The 15,725-nt window shown below is 65.2% G+C and carries 17 protein-coding genes; 11 read left to right on the forward strand and 6 right to left on the reverse strand.

Translation table 11 applies throughout. The annotated features are described in order from the left end of the window. The first annotated feature begins 16 nt into the window (after positions 1 to 16). The 10 genes from lgt (at position 17) to ACXYMR_RS12190 (ending at position 9,434) form a co-directional block, all read left to right on the forward strand. Positions 17 to 856 (forward strand): prolipoprotein diacylglyceryl transferase, encoded by an 840-nt coding sequence (gene lgt, locus ACXYMR_RS12145; RefSeq protein WP_458943138.1) that lies wholly within the window; start codon positions 17 to 19, stop codon positions 854 to 856. Then, entirely contained in the window at positions 853 to 1,935 is a 1,083-nt protein-coding gene (locus tag ACXYMR_RS12150) for a class I SAM-dependent methyltransferase (RefSeq protein ID WP_458943139.1), read from the forward strand. Before lgt ends, ACXYMR_RS12150 begins: the two co-directional genes overlap by 4 nt. Positions 1,936 to 2,005: 70 nt before the next feature. After that, positions 2,006 to 2,938 carry a ribose-phosphate pyrophosphokinase gene (locus tag ACXYMR_RS12155; protein ID WP_458943140.1) on the forward strand — a complete coding sequence of 311 codons (933 nt, stop codon included), beginning with the start codon at positions 2,006 to 2,008 and terminating at the stop codon, positions 2,936 to 2,938. 166 nt (positions 2,939 to 3,104) lie between these two features. Then, the gene (locus ACXYMR_RS12160; RefSeq protein WP_458943141.1) at positions 3,105 to 3,758 is read left to right on the forward strand and encodes a 50S ribosomal protein L25/general stress protein Ctc; all 654 of its coding nucleotides are present in this window, start codon (positions 3,105 to 3,107) and stop codon (positions 3,756 to 3,758) included. 95 nt (positions 3,759 to 3,853) lie between these two features. Continuing rightward, positions 3,854 to 4,435: an aminoacyl-tRNA hydrolase gene (gene pth, locus ACXYMR_RS12165; RefSeq protein WP_458943142.1), complete on the forward strand. Its 582-nt coding sequence runs from the start codon at positions 3,854 to 3,856 to the stop codon at positions 4,433 to 4,435. A 377-nt stretch (positions 4,436 to 4,812) separates the two neighbouring features. Next, entirely contained in the window at positions 4,813 to 5,910 is a 1,098-nt protein-coding gene (gene ychF, locus ACXYMR_RS12170; protein WP_458943143.1) for a redox-regulated ATPase YchF, read from the forward strand. Next, the gene (locus ACXYMR_RS12175; protein ID WP_458943144.1) at positions 5,907 to 6,311 is read left to right on the forward strand and encodes a group III truncated hemoglobin; all 405 of its coding nucleotides are present in this window, start codon (positions 5,907 to 5,909) and stop codon (positions 6,309 to 6,311) included. Before ychF ends, ACXYMR_RS12175 begins: the two co-directional genes overlap by 4 nt. 97 nt (positions 6,312 to 6,408) lie before the next feature. Then, positions 6,409 to 7,653, forward strand: coding sequence for a multidrug effflux MFS transporter (locus ACXYMR_RS12180; protein ID WP_458943145.1), 1,245 nt, complete (start codon positions 6,409 to 6,411; stop codon positions 7,651 to 7,653). An 89-nt stretch (positions 7,654 to 7,742) separates the two neighbouring features. Next, entirely contained in the window at positions 7,743 to 8,468 is a 726-nt protein-coding gene (locus ACXYMR_RS12185) for a hypothetical protein (protein WP_458943146.1), read from the forward strand. Between the two features lie 87 nt (positions 8,469 to 8,555). Continuing rightward, positions 8,556 to 9,434 (forward strand): enoyl-CoA hydratase-related protein, encoded by an 879-nt coding sequence (locus tag ACXYMR_RS12190; protein ID WP_458943147.1) that lies wholly within the window; start codon positions 8,556 to 8,558, stop codon positions 9,432 to 9,434. 4 nt (positions 9,435 to 9,438) lie between these two features. Here ACXYMR_RS12190 and ACXYMR_RS12195 read toward each other — a convergent pair whose 3' ends face one another. The 4 genes from ACXYMR_RS12195 to ACXYMR_RS12210 form a co-directional block, all read right to left on the reverse strand. Continuing rightward, on the reverse strand, positions 9,439 to 10,353 hold the full coding sequence (locus tag ACXYMR_RS12195) for a PhzF family phenazine biosynthesis protein (protein ID WP_458943148.1): 915 nt from the start codon (positions 10,351 to 10,353) through the stop codon (positions 9,439 to 9,441). Between the two features lie 9 nt (positions 10,354 to 10,362). Next, positions 10,363 to 11,124, reverse strand: a complete 762-nt coding sequence (locus tag ACXYMR_RS12200) for an ABC transporter permease (protein ID WP_458943149.1) — start codon at positions 11,122 to 11,124, stop codon at positions 10,363 to 10,365. Continuing rightward, complete coding sequence (locus tag ACXYMR_RS12205) at positions 11,121 to 12,047, reverse strand: ABC transporter ATP-binding protein (RefSeq protein WP_458943150.1); 927 nt, start codon at positions 12,045 to 12,047, stop codon at positions 11,121 to 11,123. Before ACXYMR_RS12205 ends, ACXYMR_RS12200 begins: the two co-directional genes overlap by 4 nt. Before the next feature lie 107 nt (positions 12,048 to 12,154). Next, the gene (locus tag ACXYMR_RS12210) at positions 12,155 to 13,045 is read right to left on the reverse strand and encodes a 23S rRNA (adenine(2030)-N(6))-methyltransferase RlmJ (protein WP_458943151.1); all 891 of its coding nucleotides are present in this window, start codon (positions 13,043 to 13,045) and stop codon (positions 12,155 to 12,157) included. A 126-nt stretch (positions 13,046 to 13,171) separates the two neighbouring features. Between ACXYMR_RS12210 and ACXYMR_RS12215 the strand changes: the two genes are divergently transcribed. Further along, positions 13,172 to 14,659 (forward strand): S10 family peptidase, encoded by a 1,488-nt coding sequence (locus tag ACXYMR_RS12215; protein WP_458943152.1) that lies wholly within the window; start codon positions 13,172 to 13,174, stop codon positions 14,657 to 14,659. Positions 14,660 to 14,714: 55 nt separating this feature from the next. Here the strand turns inward: ACXYMR_RS12215 and ACXYMR_RS12220 are convergent, their stop codons facing one another. Beyond that, complete coding sequence (locus ACXYMR_RS12220; protein ID WP_458943153.1) at positions 14,715 to 15,185, reverse strand: hypothetical protein; 471 nt, start codon at positions 15,183 to 15,185, stop codon at positions 14,715 to 14,717. Next, positions 15,182 to 15,709 carry an adenine phosphoribosyltransferase gene (locus tag ACXYMR_RS12225; protein WP_458943154.1) on the reverse strand — a complete coding sequence of 176 codons (528 nt, stop codon included), beginning with the start codon at positions 15,707 to 15,709 and terminating at the stop codon, positions 15,182 to 15,184. The genes ACXYMR_RS12220 and ACXYMR_RS12225 overlap by 4 nt, the downstream gene beginning before the upstream one ends. Positions 15,710 to 15,725 lie beyond the last annotated feature (16 nt).

Below are 15,725 nucleotides of genomic sequence, written 5' to 3' on the forward strand. Positions count from 1 at the left end.
AAGGCGCCGATCTCCCATGCAGACATGTCCCGCGAGCTTCGACCTGTTCGAACCCGAAATCTTCCGGATCGGCTGGTTTGCCCTGCGCTGGTACGCCCTCGCCTATATCGCAGGACTGCTGATCGGCTGGCGCTACATGGTCCTGCTGACCCGTCGACCGCGCCTGTGGGGCCGGTCCGGCTCGCCGGTTTCGGAAGCCCAGGTCGATGATCTGCTGATCTGGGCCACGCTCGGCGTCATTGTCGGGGGACGGCTGGGCTATGTGGTCTTCTACATGCCGGAAATGATCTTTGAGCGCCCCCAGGACATCATTCTCGGCATCACCGATGGCGGCATGGCCTTCCATGGCGGCCTGCTCGGCGTCGCCATCGCGCTGTACGTGTTCTCGCGCCGCCAGGGACTGGACCTGTTGCGCATCGGCGACGCCGCTGCCGTCGTCACCCCGATCGGCCTGCTCTTCGGCCGTCTCGCCAATTTCATCAATGGCGAACTGTGGGGCCGGCCGACGGACCTGCCCTGGGGCATGACCTTCGAACGCGACCCGCTCTGCCTGTCGCGTCATCCCAGCCAGCTCTACGAGGCCGCGCTTGAGGGGCTCGCCCTGTTCGTGATCATCAATGTCGCGACCTGGAAATTCAGCTCCCTGCAAAAGCCCGGCCTCAATGCCGGCCTGTTCCTGCTGTGCTACGGCCTGTTCCGGGCCGTGCTGGAAACCGTGCGCGAACCCGACACCCACATGCCGGAGGCCCTGCAGGGCTATGTGACCATGGGCATGCTGCTGTCTGTCCCGATGATCCTGGCGGGTGGCTGGCTGGTCGCCCGTGCCCTGCGCCACCCCGGAAGGACCCAGCCGTGATCGCCGACCGGCTGCGGCAGCGCATTCGCGACACCGGCCCGCTCTCCATCGCCGCCTTCATGACCGAGGCGCTGTTTGATCCGAAGGACGGTTTCTACGCCACCAAGGATCCGATCGGGGCGGGCGCGGACTTCATCACCGCGCCGGAGATCAGCCAGATGTTCGGCGAGCTGGTCGGCCTGTGGGCGGCCCAGTCCTGGCTGGAGATGGGCCAGCCTTCGCCTTTCCATTTCATCGAGATGGGACCCGGGCGGGGCACCATGATGTCCGACGCGCTGCGCGCCGCGCGCGCCGTGCCGGGTTTTCTCGATGCCGCCCGCATCGTGCTCATCGAGGCCAGCGCCGCGCTCAAGGCGGTGCAGGCGCGCACCCTCGGCCCAAGCGGCGCCCAGATCAGCTGGGTCGACCGGCTGGAAGCCGTCGGCGACGGTCCCGCCATCATTGTCGGCAATGAATTCCTCGACTGCCTGCCCGTGCGCCAGGCCGTGCGTCACCGCGGCGACTGGCATGAACGCCTGGTCGGCCTGGACGGGGATGACAGCTTCGCCTTCGTGCTCGGCCCGCCGCTCGGTCCGGACGCCGGACTTGTACCGGAGCGTCTGCGCGATGCGCCCGACGGCAGCCTGGTCGAGTTGCGCCCGGGCGACCGCCAGGTTGTCGACGCCCTGGCGACACGCTTCGACAGCGCGCCAGGCCGCGCCCTGTTCATCGATTACGGCCCCGCCACCAGCGAAGCCGGCGACACGCTCCAGGCCCTGAAAGCGCACGAGAAGGTCGCTCCGCTGGCCGAGCCCGGCACCGCCGACCTGACCGCCCGCGTCGATTTCGAATCGCTCGGCGCCTATGCCCGCGAGCGCGGCCTGGTGGTCAGCCCGGTCGTCGAGCAGGGCGACTTCCTCCTCGGCCTCGGCATGGAAGCCCGCGCCGCCGCCCTGTTGTCCGCCGCACCGGCCAGGAAATCGGTGATTGCCCGCCAGCTCTGGCGCCTCACTGACCCGGAACAGATGGGCCGGCTGTTCAAATTCATCTGCCTCGACAGTGCGAACCTGCCGCCGCCGCCCGGATTCGCCAGAGCCTGAGCATTTCAGCTTCAAACCGTGCCATGCCTCTGTTAAGCAGCGCGCGACATCGCCACCGGGAATGAGCGCCATGAAATTAATGTCGGGAACATCCAATCGCCCGCTGTCCCAGGCCATAGCCGACTATCTCGACGCGCCGCTGACGGCGACCGAGATCGAGCGCTTCGCCGATGGCGAGATTTTCGTGCGCATCGACGAGAATGTGCGTGGCGAGGATGTCTTCGTCATCCAGTCGACCTCGTCGCCGGCCAATGACCACCTGATGGAATTGCTGATCTGCATCGACGCGCTGGTGCGCGCCAGTGCCCACCGGATCACCGCCGTCATTCCCTATTTCGGCTATGCCCGCCAGGACCGCAAGACCGGCGGCCGGACCCCGATCTCGGCCAAGCTGGTGGCCAATCTGATCGCCAAGGCCGGCGCCCACCGGGTGCTCACGGTCGATCTGCATGCCGGCCAGATCCAGGGTTTCTTCGACATCCCGACCGACAACCTGTTCGCCACCAAGGTGATCGAGGACGATATCCGGCGGCGCTACAACACCGACAATCTGATGATCGTCTCCCCGGATGTCGGCGGCGTGGTGCGGGCCCGCGCCCTGGCCAAGCTGCTCGATGCCGAGATCGCCATCGTCGACAAGCGCCGCCCCAAGGCGGGCGTGGCCGAGGTGATGAACATCATCGGTGATGTCGAAGGCCGACGCTGCATCCTGTTCGACGACATGTGCGACAGTGGCGGCACGCTGGTGAATGCCGCTGCCGCGCTGCTGGAACAGGGCGCCACGGAAGTGTCCGCCTACGTCACCCACGGCGTGCTGTCCAACGATGCCCAGGGCCGTGTCGCCAAGTCGGAGCTCAAGGAGTTGGTGGTCACCGATTCGATCACCGAATTGCCCGGCGCCACCCAGACCCCCAAGGTCCGCACCCTTTCCGTCGCGCCCCTGCTCGGCGAAGCCATCCGCCGCATCGCCAACGACGAGTCGGTGTCCAAGCTGTTTGACTGAACCCGCACACGAACCGCGCTGCACCTTCCGGCTTCGCCCTGTTGCGCGCCCGTCCGGGATCAGCTATAGCCCGCCGCTCGAAATAACACTGTGGCGTAAAGCCAGGATAGATCGCCGCCCGCGCCTTGGCGCTGGAGGCGGCGTTTGCATTTAAGGAACAGGACCGATGAGCTCCAACATCGTTCTCAACGTCGACGTTCGTGAAGGCACCGGCAAGGGCGCGGCTCGCGCTGCCCGCCGTGAAGACAAGGTCCCGGGCATCCTTTACGGCGGCTCCCAGGATCCGGTGTCGATCAACCTGCGCGGCAATGAGGTCCGCAAGGCCCTGCTGACCGGCAAGTTCGTGTCGCACATGATGGAATTGTCGCACGACGGCAAGAACCAGAAGGTCATCGCCCGCGACATCCAGTTCCACCCGGTGTCCGACCAGCCGATGCACGTCGATCTGTACCGCGTTGACGAGAAGACCAAGATCGACGTCGAAGTGCCGGTCCACTTCATCAATGAAGAGAAGTGCCCGGGCCTGAAGCGCGGCGGCGTCCTCAACATCGTTCGCCACTCGGTCGAACTGCTCTGCCCGGCCGGTGCCATTCCGGAATCGATCGAAGCCGACCTGTCCGGCCTCGAGATCGGCGACTCCATCCACATCTCGGCCATCGAGCTGCCGAAGGGTGTCACCTCGACCATCACCGACCGTGACTTCACCGTCGCCACCCTGCAGGGTTCGCGCGCCGTGCTGACGCCGGAAACCGATGAAGGTGAGCCGGAGGCGCCGGAAGAGCCGGAAGTGATCAACCAGAAGGACGACGCGGAAGACTAGTCTTCCCCGCTTGAATTTTGGTACGCGGAAACAGCGAGGCCGGACCCCGGCTTCGCTGATTTCGTATGGGGCCTTTGCCAAGGGGCGTGACGCACATGATGATCCTCGCCGGGCTCGGCAATCACGAGCCGAAATACCTGCGCAACCGGCACAATGTCGGCTTCATGGCGCTCGACGTGATCGCCCACGCCTGGAGCGCCGGCCCGTGGCGCAAGCGCTTCCAGGGCCTGGCCAGCGAGCTGGTCATCGGCTCCAACAAGCTGCTCCTCCTCAAGCCCCAGACCTTCTACAACAATGCCGGCCATTCGGTCGGCGCGACCGCCAAGTATTTCAACGTCGATCCGGACAAGGTCGTGGTCTTCCACGACGAGCTCGACCTGGCGCCGGGCAAGTTCCGCATGAAGCTGGGCGGCGGTGCGGCCGGCAATAACGGCATCAAGTCGATCACCTCCCAGCTCGGCCCCGACTTCCGCCGCGCCCGCATCGGCATCGGCCATCCCGGCGACAAGAACCGCGTCACCGGCTATGTCCTGTCCGATTTCGCCAAGGCCGACGAGCCCTGGCTGATCGATTTGCTCGACGCCATCGCCGACAGCCTCGACCTGCTCGCCGCCGGCGATATCGACGCCTTCCAGACCCGCGTCACCCACAAGGCCCCGGCGCCGGGCGAAAGCTGAAGCCCCTCAAACCTGACGATGCGGGGCTTTACCCACAGGCGACGCAAATTTTGTCATCCCGGATGCATGCCCGGCGCAGGCCGGGCGAAAGTCCGGGACCCATCACCCCGGTGCCAGCCACATCGAGCTCTAACCTGCCCGCATTGGCGCGTATGGGTCCCGGCCCTGCGGCCCGCATCCGCGGGCCATCCGGCCGGGATGACAACAGTGAGATCGCGCTGCCACGCGCTCGTTCAAACTGCCCATATCCCCATCGGTGATCGGTGCCGGTTTGCACCTCCCACACATAATGCTGACAGACATGTCGATTCATCACCGCAAAATATCTATAAGGCGCGCCAGACCGGACGCAGCCTCGCAAGCAAGGACAGATCATCATGGGTTTCAAATGCGGCATTGTCGGACTTCCCAACGTCGGCAAGTCCACCCTGTTCAACGCCCTGACCCAGACGGCAGCGGCGCAGGCGGCCAATTACCCGTTCTGTACCATCGAGCCCAATGTCGGTGATGTCGCCGTGCCCGAACCGCGCCTCGCCAAGCTGGCCGAGGTCGCCGGGTCGAAGGAGATCATCCCGGCGCGCATGAACTTCGTCGACATTGCCGGCCTGGTGGCCGGTGCGTCCAAGGGCGAGGGCCTCGGCAACCAGTTCCTCGCCAATATCCGCGAGACCGACGCCATCGCCTACGTGCTGCGCTGTTTCGACGATGACGACGTGACCCACGTCAACAACAGGATCGACCCGCTGGCCGACCTGGAAACCGTCGAAACCGAGCTCATGCTGGCCGACCTGGAAAGCCTGGAAAAGCGCAAGGCCAACCTCGAAAAGAAGGCCAAGAGCGGCGACAAGGAAGCCAAGGCCGCGCTCGGTCTGATCGATGTCGCGCTGGAGCAGCTCAATGCCGGCAAGCCGGCGCGTTTCGCCGAGATCTCGAAGGACGACCGCGCAGCCTGGCGGGGCCTGCAGCTGCTGACCACCAAGCCGGTCCTGTTCATCGCCAATGTCGATGAGGACAGCGCCGCCACCGGCAATGCCTATTCGGAGATCGTGTTCAAGCGGGCCGAGGAAGAAGGCGCCCAGGCGGTCGCCATCTCGTGCAAGATTGAAAGCGAGCTGGCCCTGCTCGAGGACGAGGAGCGCGACGAATATCTCGAGGAGATCGGCCTGGAAGAGGCCGGTCTCGATCGGCTCATCCACACCGGCTACAAGCTGCTCGGCCTGCAGACCTATTTCACCGCCGGCCCCAAGGAAGCACGCGCCTGGACCATCCGCGAGGGCTGGACCGCTCCGCAGGCCGCCGGGGTCATCCACGGCGATTTCGAGAAGGGCTTCATCCGCGCCGAGACCATCGCCTACGAGGACTACATCGCCTGCGGCGGCGAGAGCGGTGCCAAGGAAGCCGGCAAGATGCGCGCCGAGGGCAAGGACTACGTGGTCAAGGACGGCGACGTGCTGCACTTCCGCTTCAACGTATGACCGCAGCGCCCGGAACCGGCGAGAGCGAGATCGGCGAGGCCGGGATTGACCGGGCCCTGGTCAGCGACCTGGTCGACACCTTCTACGGCCATGTCCGCACCGACCCGATGCTCGGCCCGGTCTTCGCCGGGGCCGTCGGTGACGACTGGGGCCCGCATCTCGACACGATGAAGCGGTTCTGGGGCGCCATGGTGTTCCAGGATGGCGGCTATGACGGCCGCCCCATGCCCGCGCACATGCGCCTCAAGGCGCAGATCTCACCGGCCCACTTCGAGCGCTGGCTGGCCCTGTTCGAACAGGCCCTGGACGAGATCGGCGCCGGCGATCGCGCCACCCATCTCTTCCTCGAACGCGCCCGCCGCATTGCCGCCAGCTTCCAGCTGCACCTGTTCCACGCTTGACTTCGCCTCCTGCCGTGCCACTTCACGGGCTTGCCCGCGCGGCCTCGTTGGCGCATGGGGTTAGCCTGCCGTCTGGCATCCATTCCCGGAGCTTCCCATGTCAGTGACCGCCAAACGTGACGACGCGCCACTCCCCATGCCGCTCCTGGAACTGGTCGGCATGCTGGTGGCCATGACGGCCGTTGTCGCCCTGGCCATCGATCTGATGCTGCCGGCGCTCGACAATATCGCCACCAGTCTCGATGCAGCTCGTGCCAATGACCAGCAATACATCGTCAGCCTCTACCTGATCGGCTTCGGCGCTGCCCATTTGCTCTATGGACCTCTGGCCGATCGCTTCGGTCGCAAGCCGGTTATCCAGGTTTCGCTCGGGCTGTTCCTGGTGATGAGCGTGATCTGCGCCCTCACCCCGACCTTCGAACTGCTGCTCATTGCCCGCTTTTTCCAGGGCGCTGCTGCCGCCGCCTGCCGTGTCATCGCCACCGCCATCGCCCGCGATCTCACCTCCGGCCGCCGCATGGCCGAGGTGATGTCCATGGTGATGACCGCCTTCATGGTCGTCCCTGTCCTCGCTCCCGGCCTCGGCCAGCTCATCCTGACCTTCGCGCCGTGGCGCTGGATCTTCGGTTTCCTCGTCATCTTTGCCGGCGGCATGATGGTCTGGCTGCAATTGCGCCTGCCGGAGACCCTGCATGAGCGCTACCGCGCCTCGCTCAGCCTGCGCTCGATGGCAAAGGCCTACCGCGAAGTGGCGCGCCACCGTCAGTTTGTCGGCTACACGCTGGCCGCCATCCCCTTCTTCGGCGGCCTGTACGGCTTCCTGGCCACCTCGCAGCAGGTCTTTGTCGACCATTTCGGCCTGTCCGACGCCGCCTTCCCGCTCGCCTTTGCCGCGATTGCCAGTGGTATCGGCGCGGCCAGCTACATCAATTCCCGCCTCGTCGGCCGGCTCGGCCAGCGCCGCCTGTCCCACTCCGCCCTGCTTGCCTTCACCGTGGTGAGCGGTTTGCACGCGGCCCTGCTCGTTTCCGGCCTGGTCAGCCTGCCGGTTTTCCTCGTCCTTCTGGGCCTCGCCATGGCCTTCCTCGGCCTGATCGCCGCCAATTTCTCGGCCCTGACCATGGAGCCGGTCGGCCATGTCGCCGGCACCGCCTCGGCCATTTACGGCTTTCTCACCGGAGTCGCCGGTGCCCTGCTCGGCAGCCTGATCGGTCAGATGTATGACGGCTCGCCGGTTCCGCTGATCGCCGGCCAGGCCGTTCTCGGCGCCATTGCCGTCGCCGTCGTGGCGATCACCGAGCGCGGCCACCTGTTTGACCGCACGGCATCGGCGCGGGGTTGATCCCGACGCCGGTGACCGATCGGTAACCGGCCCGCCACGCTCCCTCAACACATCGCCGCATAAGGCTTGGACACGAGGGGGAACGCTTCATGAGACATGTCGCAACAGCACTTCTGGCGGTCAGCCTTGCCGCCTGCTCATCCGAGCCGACACTGCTTGACCGCTACACAACCGCCATCGGCGGCGCTTCAGCCATCGAAGCCGTCGAGGGTATCCGCATCGAGGTGGAAATCGCGGAGCCGGATTTCCAACTGACCGGTCAGTATGTCGCCCAGCGCAACGGCGACATGCGCATCGATGTCTATGACGGCGACCAGCGCGTCTTTTCCGAAGGCCTGTCCGACGGCGTCGGCTGGCAGATGTTCCTCGATGGCAGTGTCGAGCCCACAAGCCCCGATGGTACGGCCGCTCTGCGCCGCGGCCTCGAGCGCAATCTGTTCGGGCTGCACGAATTTGCCGTTCGCGGACATGAGGTTTCGGCCGGCGAGCCGCAGGTGATTGACGGCATAACCTACCCGGTTCTGGACATCACCATGGATGACGGCTTCGAGGAAAGGCTCTACCTCGACCCGCAATCCTTCCTGCCGGTCCGCGAACGCAGCGAATTTGCCCTCCACCCCGACATCAATCCCGACGCCGAATTGCACGAGACCCGCCAGAGCGATTTCCGCGAGATCGACGGTGTTGTGAAATCCTTCCTGCAGGAAACCGTGGACCTGCGCAGCGGTCAGACGGTCCAGACCATTCGCATCCGGCAGATCGAGCTCAATCCGCACATCGAGGCCGGCTTCTTCGATCCACCAAGCGGACAATAGGCGCAGACCAACAGCCTGTGGCGCGACCAGCCGTGTCTCGACCACTCCCGGCTTGACGATAAGTCGCACGGCTCCTTTGCTGTGCACATGACCTATTCAACCATCCGCTACGTCGTCGACGACCAGATCGCCACGATCACCCTCGACCGGCCACACCGGCTCAACGCCTTTACCCTCGACATGGGCGAGGAGATCATCGCCGCCTTCGATGAGGCCGACGCCGACGACGCCGTGCGCGCCATCATCGTCACCGGCGAGCCGCCGGCTTTCTGCGCCGGCGCCGACCTGAGCACCGGGGCGGACACCTTCAATCAGGTCGCCCGCGAGGCCGAAAGCGGTGAGTTCGACCCGTCCGACCCGAAATGGCGCGACAGTGGCGGGCGGGTAAACCTGCGCATCTGGGATGCGCTCAAGCCCGTGATCGGCGCGGTCAACGGCGCCGCCGTCGGCATCGGTGCGACCTTGCTCCTGCCGATGGATATCCGGCTCGCCTCGATCGACGCCAAATTCGCCTATCCCTTCGCCCGTCGCGGCATTGTCTGGGACGGCTGCGCCAGCTGGTTCCTGCCCCGCGTCGTCGGCATCTCGACGGCCATGGACTGGGGCCTGAGCGGACGCACTTTCCCGGCTGCAGAAGCCTTTGAGTGCGGTCTGGTCACCCGCGTCCTGCCCGCCGACGAGCTGATGGCGCACGCCCGCCAACGGGCCCGCCAGATCGCCGAACGCAGCGCTCCTGTCTCTGCCGCCCTGATGCGCAAGATGGCCTGGCGCATGCTCGGCGCCGATCACCCGATGCAGGCCCACCGGCTGGAGACCCGCGGCATCCTGGAAGCCGGCCAGAGCGCCGATGCCCGGGAAGGCGTCATGTCCTTCCTGGAAAAGCGGGCGCCCGACTTTCCGCGCCGGGTCAGCACCGATCTGCCCGACTGGTATCCCTGGTGGGACCCGAAAGACGACGCCTACTGACGGTTCAGCCGGCCTGCAGCAGCGTGCCTTCTGCCACTTTCACGGCGTCTCCACCCAGCATGAGCTCGGACAGCCGTCCGTTCTCGAGCCGCAGGCGCAGCCGGATCAGGCTCGGCCGGCCCATTTCCAGACCCTGATACAGGCTGATCCCGTGCTCGCCATCGGCCAGCCCGGTCTGTTCGGCAATGACACCGGCGAAGGCCGCAGCCGCACTGCCGGTCGCCGGGTCCTCGGTGATGCCGAGGTGGGGCGCGAACATGCGCACGCGCCAGTCCGGCGTGTATTCGCTCGCCGACGCCTTGGCGACGACCAGCGCCCCGACCGGATCGTCACCACCGAACACATCCTTCAGGGCCGACATGTCGAGGTCTATCGCCGCCAGGCGCTCCGGATCATTGAGCGGTATCACGGCATAGGGCACGCCCGCCGACCACACGGCGCCCTCCACCGGTGTCTGCAGCAGATCCCCCGGACGCAACCCCAGTGCCGCCGCGATGGCATCGAAATCGGGCAGCTCGCCGATCCGCTCGGGCAGTTTGGGGGCGATGAAGCGCGCCGAGCCGTCATTCGCTCCGTTCACCCGGGCATCCGCCGTGACATCGCCGATGGTTTCCTCGAGCACGAACCGCCGCACCTCTCCGACGGCCGCACCGCTCTTCAATGCAAGCGCCACGGCGGCACCCACCGTCGGGTGGCCGGCAAAGGGCAGTTCGGAAGCCGGCGTGAAAATGCGCAGGCCGTAATCGGCATCGCGGCCGCGCGGTTCGCTGATGAACACCGTTTCCGACAGGTTGAACTCGGCCGCGATCAGCTGCATCGCCTCGGTTTCCAGCCCGTCGGCCTCATACACCACGGCCAGCGGATTGCCCGAAAAGGCCTGGTCGGTGAACACGTCGAAGATGGCATAGGGATAGGGCAAAACTCGTCCTTACGATTTCATGCGATAGCCGGTGCGGAACATCCACCAGACGATGACGAGACAGACCAGGAGAAAGCCGGCAATGGCCGCCAGGCTGATCCCGATCGGCACGTCGGCGACGCCATAGAAACTCCAGCGGAAGCCGCTGATCAGGTAGACTACCGGGTTGAACAGGGTGACCGTCTGCCAGAACGGGGGCAGCACCGAGATCGAATAGAAGCTGCCGCCCAGGAAGGTCAGTGGCGTGACGATCAGCATCGGCACGATGTTGAGCTGTTCGAAATTCTCCGCCCAGATGCCGATGATGAAGCCGAACAGCGAGAAGGTCACCGTCGTCAGCACAAGGAAGGCCAGCATCCAGACCGGATGCACGATCTGCAGCTCGACGAAAAAGGACGCCGTGACCATGACCAGGGCGCCCAGGATCAGCGATTTGGACGCTGCCGCACCGACAAAGCCGAGGACCAGCTCGAAGGGCGATACCGGCGCCGACAGCAGCTCGTAAACCGTGCCGGTAAACTTCGGGAAATAGATGCCGATAGCCGCGTTCGAAACGCTCTGCATCAGGATCATCATCATCACCAGGCCCGGCACGATGAAGGCGCCGTAGGGCACGCCGTCGATCTCGGTTATGCGCGAGCCGATCGCCGCCCCGAATACAATGAAGTAGAGCGAGGTCGAAATGACCGGGGCCAGCACCGATTGTAGCAGGGTGCGGCCGGTGCGGGCCATTTCGGAGACATAGATCGTCTGCACGGCGCGCCAGTTCATGCCTTCACCCCCACCAGGTCGACAAAGATTTCTTCCAGCGTGCTTTGCGAGGTTTCCAGGTCGCGCACCGAGATGCCGGCCTGGTTGAGATCGGCCAGCAGCGTGGTGATGCCGGTCCGGCTCGCCTTGGTGTCATAGACAAAGGTCAGCGAACAACCGTCAGGCGACAGCGTCAGCCCCTCCCCTCCGAGCGAGTCAGGCAGGCTGGCGAGCGGCTCGGCGAGCTCCAGCACGAGCTGTTTCTTGCCCAGCTTGCGCATCAGTTCGCGGGTTTCCTCGACCAGAACGATCTCACCTTGCCGGATCACCCCGACCCGGTCGGCCATTTCCTCGGCTTCCTCGATATAGTGCGTCGTCAGGATGATGGTGACACCGGACTGGCGCAGCTTCTCGATCACCTGCCACATGCCCTGGCGCAGCTCGACATCGACGCCGGCGGTCGGTTCGTCGAGGAACAGGATGTCCGGCTCGTGCGCCAGCGCCTTGGCGATGGTGACGCGGCGCTTCATGCCGCCCGACAGCGCCATCAGCTTCTCGTCGCGCTTGTCCCACAGCGACAGGTCGCGCAGGACTTGTTCGATCAGGGCCGGGTCGCGCGGCTTGCCGAACAGGCCGCGGCTGTAGGCCACCGTGTCTTTCACCGTGGCAAACATCTCGATCGAGATTTCCTGCGGCACCAGGCCGATGCGCGAGCGCGCCTCGCGGTAGTGTCTGGTGATGTCGAGGCCGTCGACCCGCACCGTTCCGGACGTCGCATTGACCAGGCCACAGACCGTGCCGATCAGCGTCGTCTTGCCGGCCCCGTTCGGCCCGAGCAGGGCAAAGATCTCGCCCCGGCGGATGTCCAGGCTGACATCCTTCAGCGCGCGAAACCCGCCGGCATAGGTCTTGGACAGGTTTTCGATGCTGATGATTGCGGACATGGCCACCCCGGCTTTCTGGACCGCTATCGTCGCGCGTATCGCCCACGCGGCTCAAGCCCTGATGGCGGCGCATCTCCAAATAGTGAATGCTCGGCCCTGCGGGCCATTCAGCCCTCGGACTCTTCCAGGTCTTCCTCGGTCAGCCCGCCATCGACACGCCAGCCATAGCCATCGCCCTGGGCCAGGGTCTCGGCCAGCCAGGGCAGCAGTTCCAGCAGCTTGCCTTCCAGAGTGAACGGCGGATTGACGACCACCACGCCAGCGCCCGCGAGCTTGCCCTCGCTGGCCAGGTCACGCACCCACAGATCGGCGCGCAGCACCTTCTCCGGTTCCAGCCCCTTCTCGCTGATCAGCCATTCCGCCAGGCCGTTGTCGAAACGGTCGGCAGCCCACAGGTTCTTCAGCGAGCGCCAGAAGATGTAGGTGCCGGTCGGCCATTGCCCGAACGAACCGATCACGGCCTCGGCCATGTGTGCCAGCTCGTCGCGGTCCTCGAAGGGTGGGTCGACCAGTACCAGGCCGCGCTTATCCTTCGGCGGCAGCAGGCTCTTGAGCGCCTTGTAGCCGTCGCGCTTTTCCACCTTGACCCGGGCATCGCGGCGATAGCGCTGATCGAGTGTTTTGGCGTCGGCTTCGTGCAGTTCGCACAGGTGCAGCCGGTCGCCCTCGCGGGCCAGGCGGGCGGCGATCTCCGGCGAGCCGGGATAGGTCTTCAGGCCGTCCGGATTCATGCCCCGGACAATGTCGAGATAGGGCTTCAGCGCCTCTGCCGCGCTCTCCGGCATGTCGCCGTCGACCAGGCGGGCGATCCCGTCGCGCCATTCCGGCGAGCGCTCTGCCTCGCTGGACGCCAGGTCATAGCCGCCAATCCCGGCATGGGTGTCGATATAGCGCCAGGGCTTGTCCTTGCCATTGAGGTGTTCGAGGCACAGGGCGAGCACGGAGTGCTTGAGGATGTCGGCAAAATTGCCGGCGTGGAAAGCGTGTCGATAATTCATCCCGGCGCTATAACGCGGCGCGTGACGTTAGGCCATCCACGATTGCGCGCTAAGCCTGACCGCACCTGGCCCCCTTCACCCGCCCCGCCGGTGGCTTTAGGGTCGCTCGCAGTGAAGGGGATTTCGATGATCAAACTTGCAATTCGCGCCCTGCTCGGGGCCACACTGCTGACTGCATCAGCCGTCGCCCAGGACGACGCCACCGCCGGCGAGGCCGAAGCCCGCATCTATGAAAGCCGCGGCGAGGTCAATGCCAACGGCACGCGCGTCCGCTACCGCACCGTGGCCGGCGAGACCCTGCTGCGCGACGAGGACGGCGAGCCGACAGCGGCCATCTTCTCCACCGCCTACATCGCCGACGGCACCGACGATCCGCGCCAGCGCCCGGTCGCCTTCGTGTTCAATGGCGGTCCCGGCTCGGCCAGTCTGTGGCTGCACATGGGCGTGTTCGGCCCGCAACGCCTGGCCCTGCCCAACGCCACCGATGACGGCGCCGCCCCCTTCGATATCGTCGACAATGCCTATTCCATTCTCGACGTCGCGGACCTGGTCTTTGTCGATCCGGTCGGCACCGGCTGGAGCCGGGCCCTTGGCGAGGTGCAGGACAGCGAGTTCTGGGGCGTCAACGAGGACGCCGAGAGCCTGGCCCAGTTCATCCGCATCTGGCTGTCGGAGAACCGGCGCTGGAATTCGCCCAAATACCTGCTCGGCGAGAGCTATGGCACGCTGCGCATCGGCGCCCTGCTGAACCAGCTGGAAGGCGGCTATACCGACGTCTCGATCAATGGCGTGGCACTCATCTCCACCGTGCTCGACTTCCGCTATGACGACACGTCGGAGGGCAATGATGTCGGCTATGTTGGTCTCATGCCGGGCTACGCCGCGACCGCCTGGTATCATGGCAAGGTCGACCGCTCGGCCTGGAACAATGACCTCGAGGCCTTTCTCGCCGATGCCCGTACCTTCGCCATCGAGGAGTACATGCCGGCCCTGCTGCACGGCGTGCATCTCGACCCGGCTCGCGAGGCCCGCGTGGTCGCCGAACTGTCGCGTTTCACCGGCCTGTCGGAGAACTTCCTGCGCCGCGCCAACATGCGCGTCTCGCTGCGCCGCTTCCAGCGCGAGCTGCGCCGCGATGAAGGCCTGTCCGTGGGTCGTCTCGACAGCCGCTTTACCGGCGTGGAAGTCGACGGTGTCGGCGAAAACCCGGAAACCGATCCCAGCTTCTACGGCATCGACGGCAGCTTCACCGCGGCCATGCTCGATCACTTCACCCGCACGCTCGGCGTCGACATTTCCGAATACTACTCCACCATCGGCGGAGTGCGCGGCTGGAACTGGGACGCCGGCAGCAGCGGCAACAACAACTACATCAACGTGGCGCCGTGGATTGCCCGCGCCATGCGCCAGAACTCCGACCTAGAAGTCCTGGTAACCCAGGGCTATTACGACCTGGCCACGCCCTTCTTCGCTGCAGAGCTGATGTTCGCCCAGCCCGGTTTCGACCAGGACCGGGTCACCTTCACCTACTATGAAGCCGGCCACATGATGTACATCCACGAACCGTCACTGGTTCAGTTCACCGAGGATGTACGCGCGCTGATCGCCGACTGATGCGGAGTTCGCCCGGTCGACTGTGCTGGCCGGCCGACCCGTTCTGCGGCAGCGATCAGCGAAGTTCGCGGCGTGTGAGAAGCACTGTGAACCCGGTCAGGATGATCAGCTGCAGAAGCAAGGTTCCGTACCCCCATAGGTCAGCATTCCCAGTCAGCAGGCCCTGGTAGTTGGCATCCCCGATCAGCAGAATCCAGTCGACCTTGTCGGTCATGAAAGCGAACAGGTAGACGGGCGCCGCCAGCCAGCGGCGCCGCCAGAACAGGAAAGCGCTCCAAACCACTGCGCTGACAGAGGCCAGGAAAACAATTTCCTGAAAGATGCTCTGGCCTTCAACAAACGCGTAGGCCGTACTCCCGAACGCGTTGCGCGGGAGAATCTCCGCCCGTGCCGCCAGATCGAGACCGAGCCAGTACACGCCCATTGCGGTCTCGATGAACAGCAATATGAAGATCAGGCGGTACAGCGGTCGCGTAGGCGGCTCCGGACCGAGTGGGCCCGGGCTGGAGGCATCAAATTGGCTCATTCCCCCTCATAGGACACCAGACTGGATACCGGCACGCCGAGCGCTTCGATGCGCTTGGCCCCGCCCAAATCCGGCAAGTCTATCACGAAAGCGGCACCGACAACCGTTGCTCCAGCCCGCTGCAGCAAACGTATCGAGGCTTCCGCCGTGCCACCGGTGGCGATCAGGTCGTCGACAAGCAGGACGCGGTCACCTTCGCTGATGGCGTCGACATGGATCTCGATGGCGTCGATACCGTATTCCAGCTCGTACTCCTCGATCAGGGTCCGGTGCGGCAGTTTTCCTCGTTTGCGCACGGGCGTGAACCCGACGGACAATTGGTGCGCCACCGCCCCGCCCAGAATGAAGCCGCGAGCCTCGGTACCGGCCACCCGGTCGATCTTGGCGCCAGCCCATGGCTGTACCATGCGGTCGATGGCGACCCGGAAGGCCCGGGCGTCACCGATCAGCGTCGTCACGTCCCGGAACTTGATCCCGGGCTTGGGGTAGTCGGAGATGGTGCGGATGGCCGCTTTCAGGTCCATGAAGGCTTGCTTTCCT

It is taken from the genome of Maricaulis sp. CAU 1757 (genome assembly GCF_054482675.1).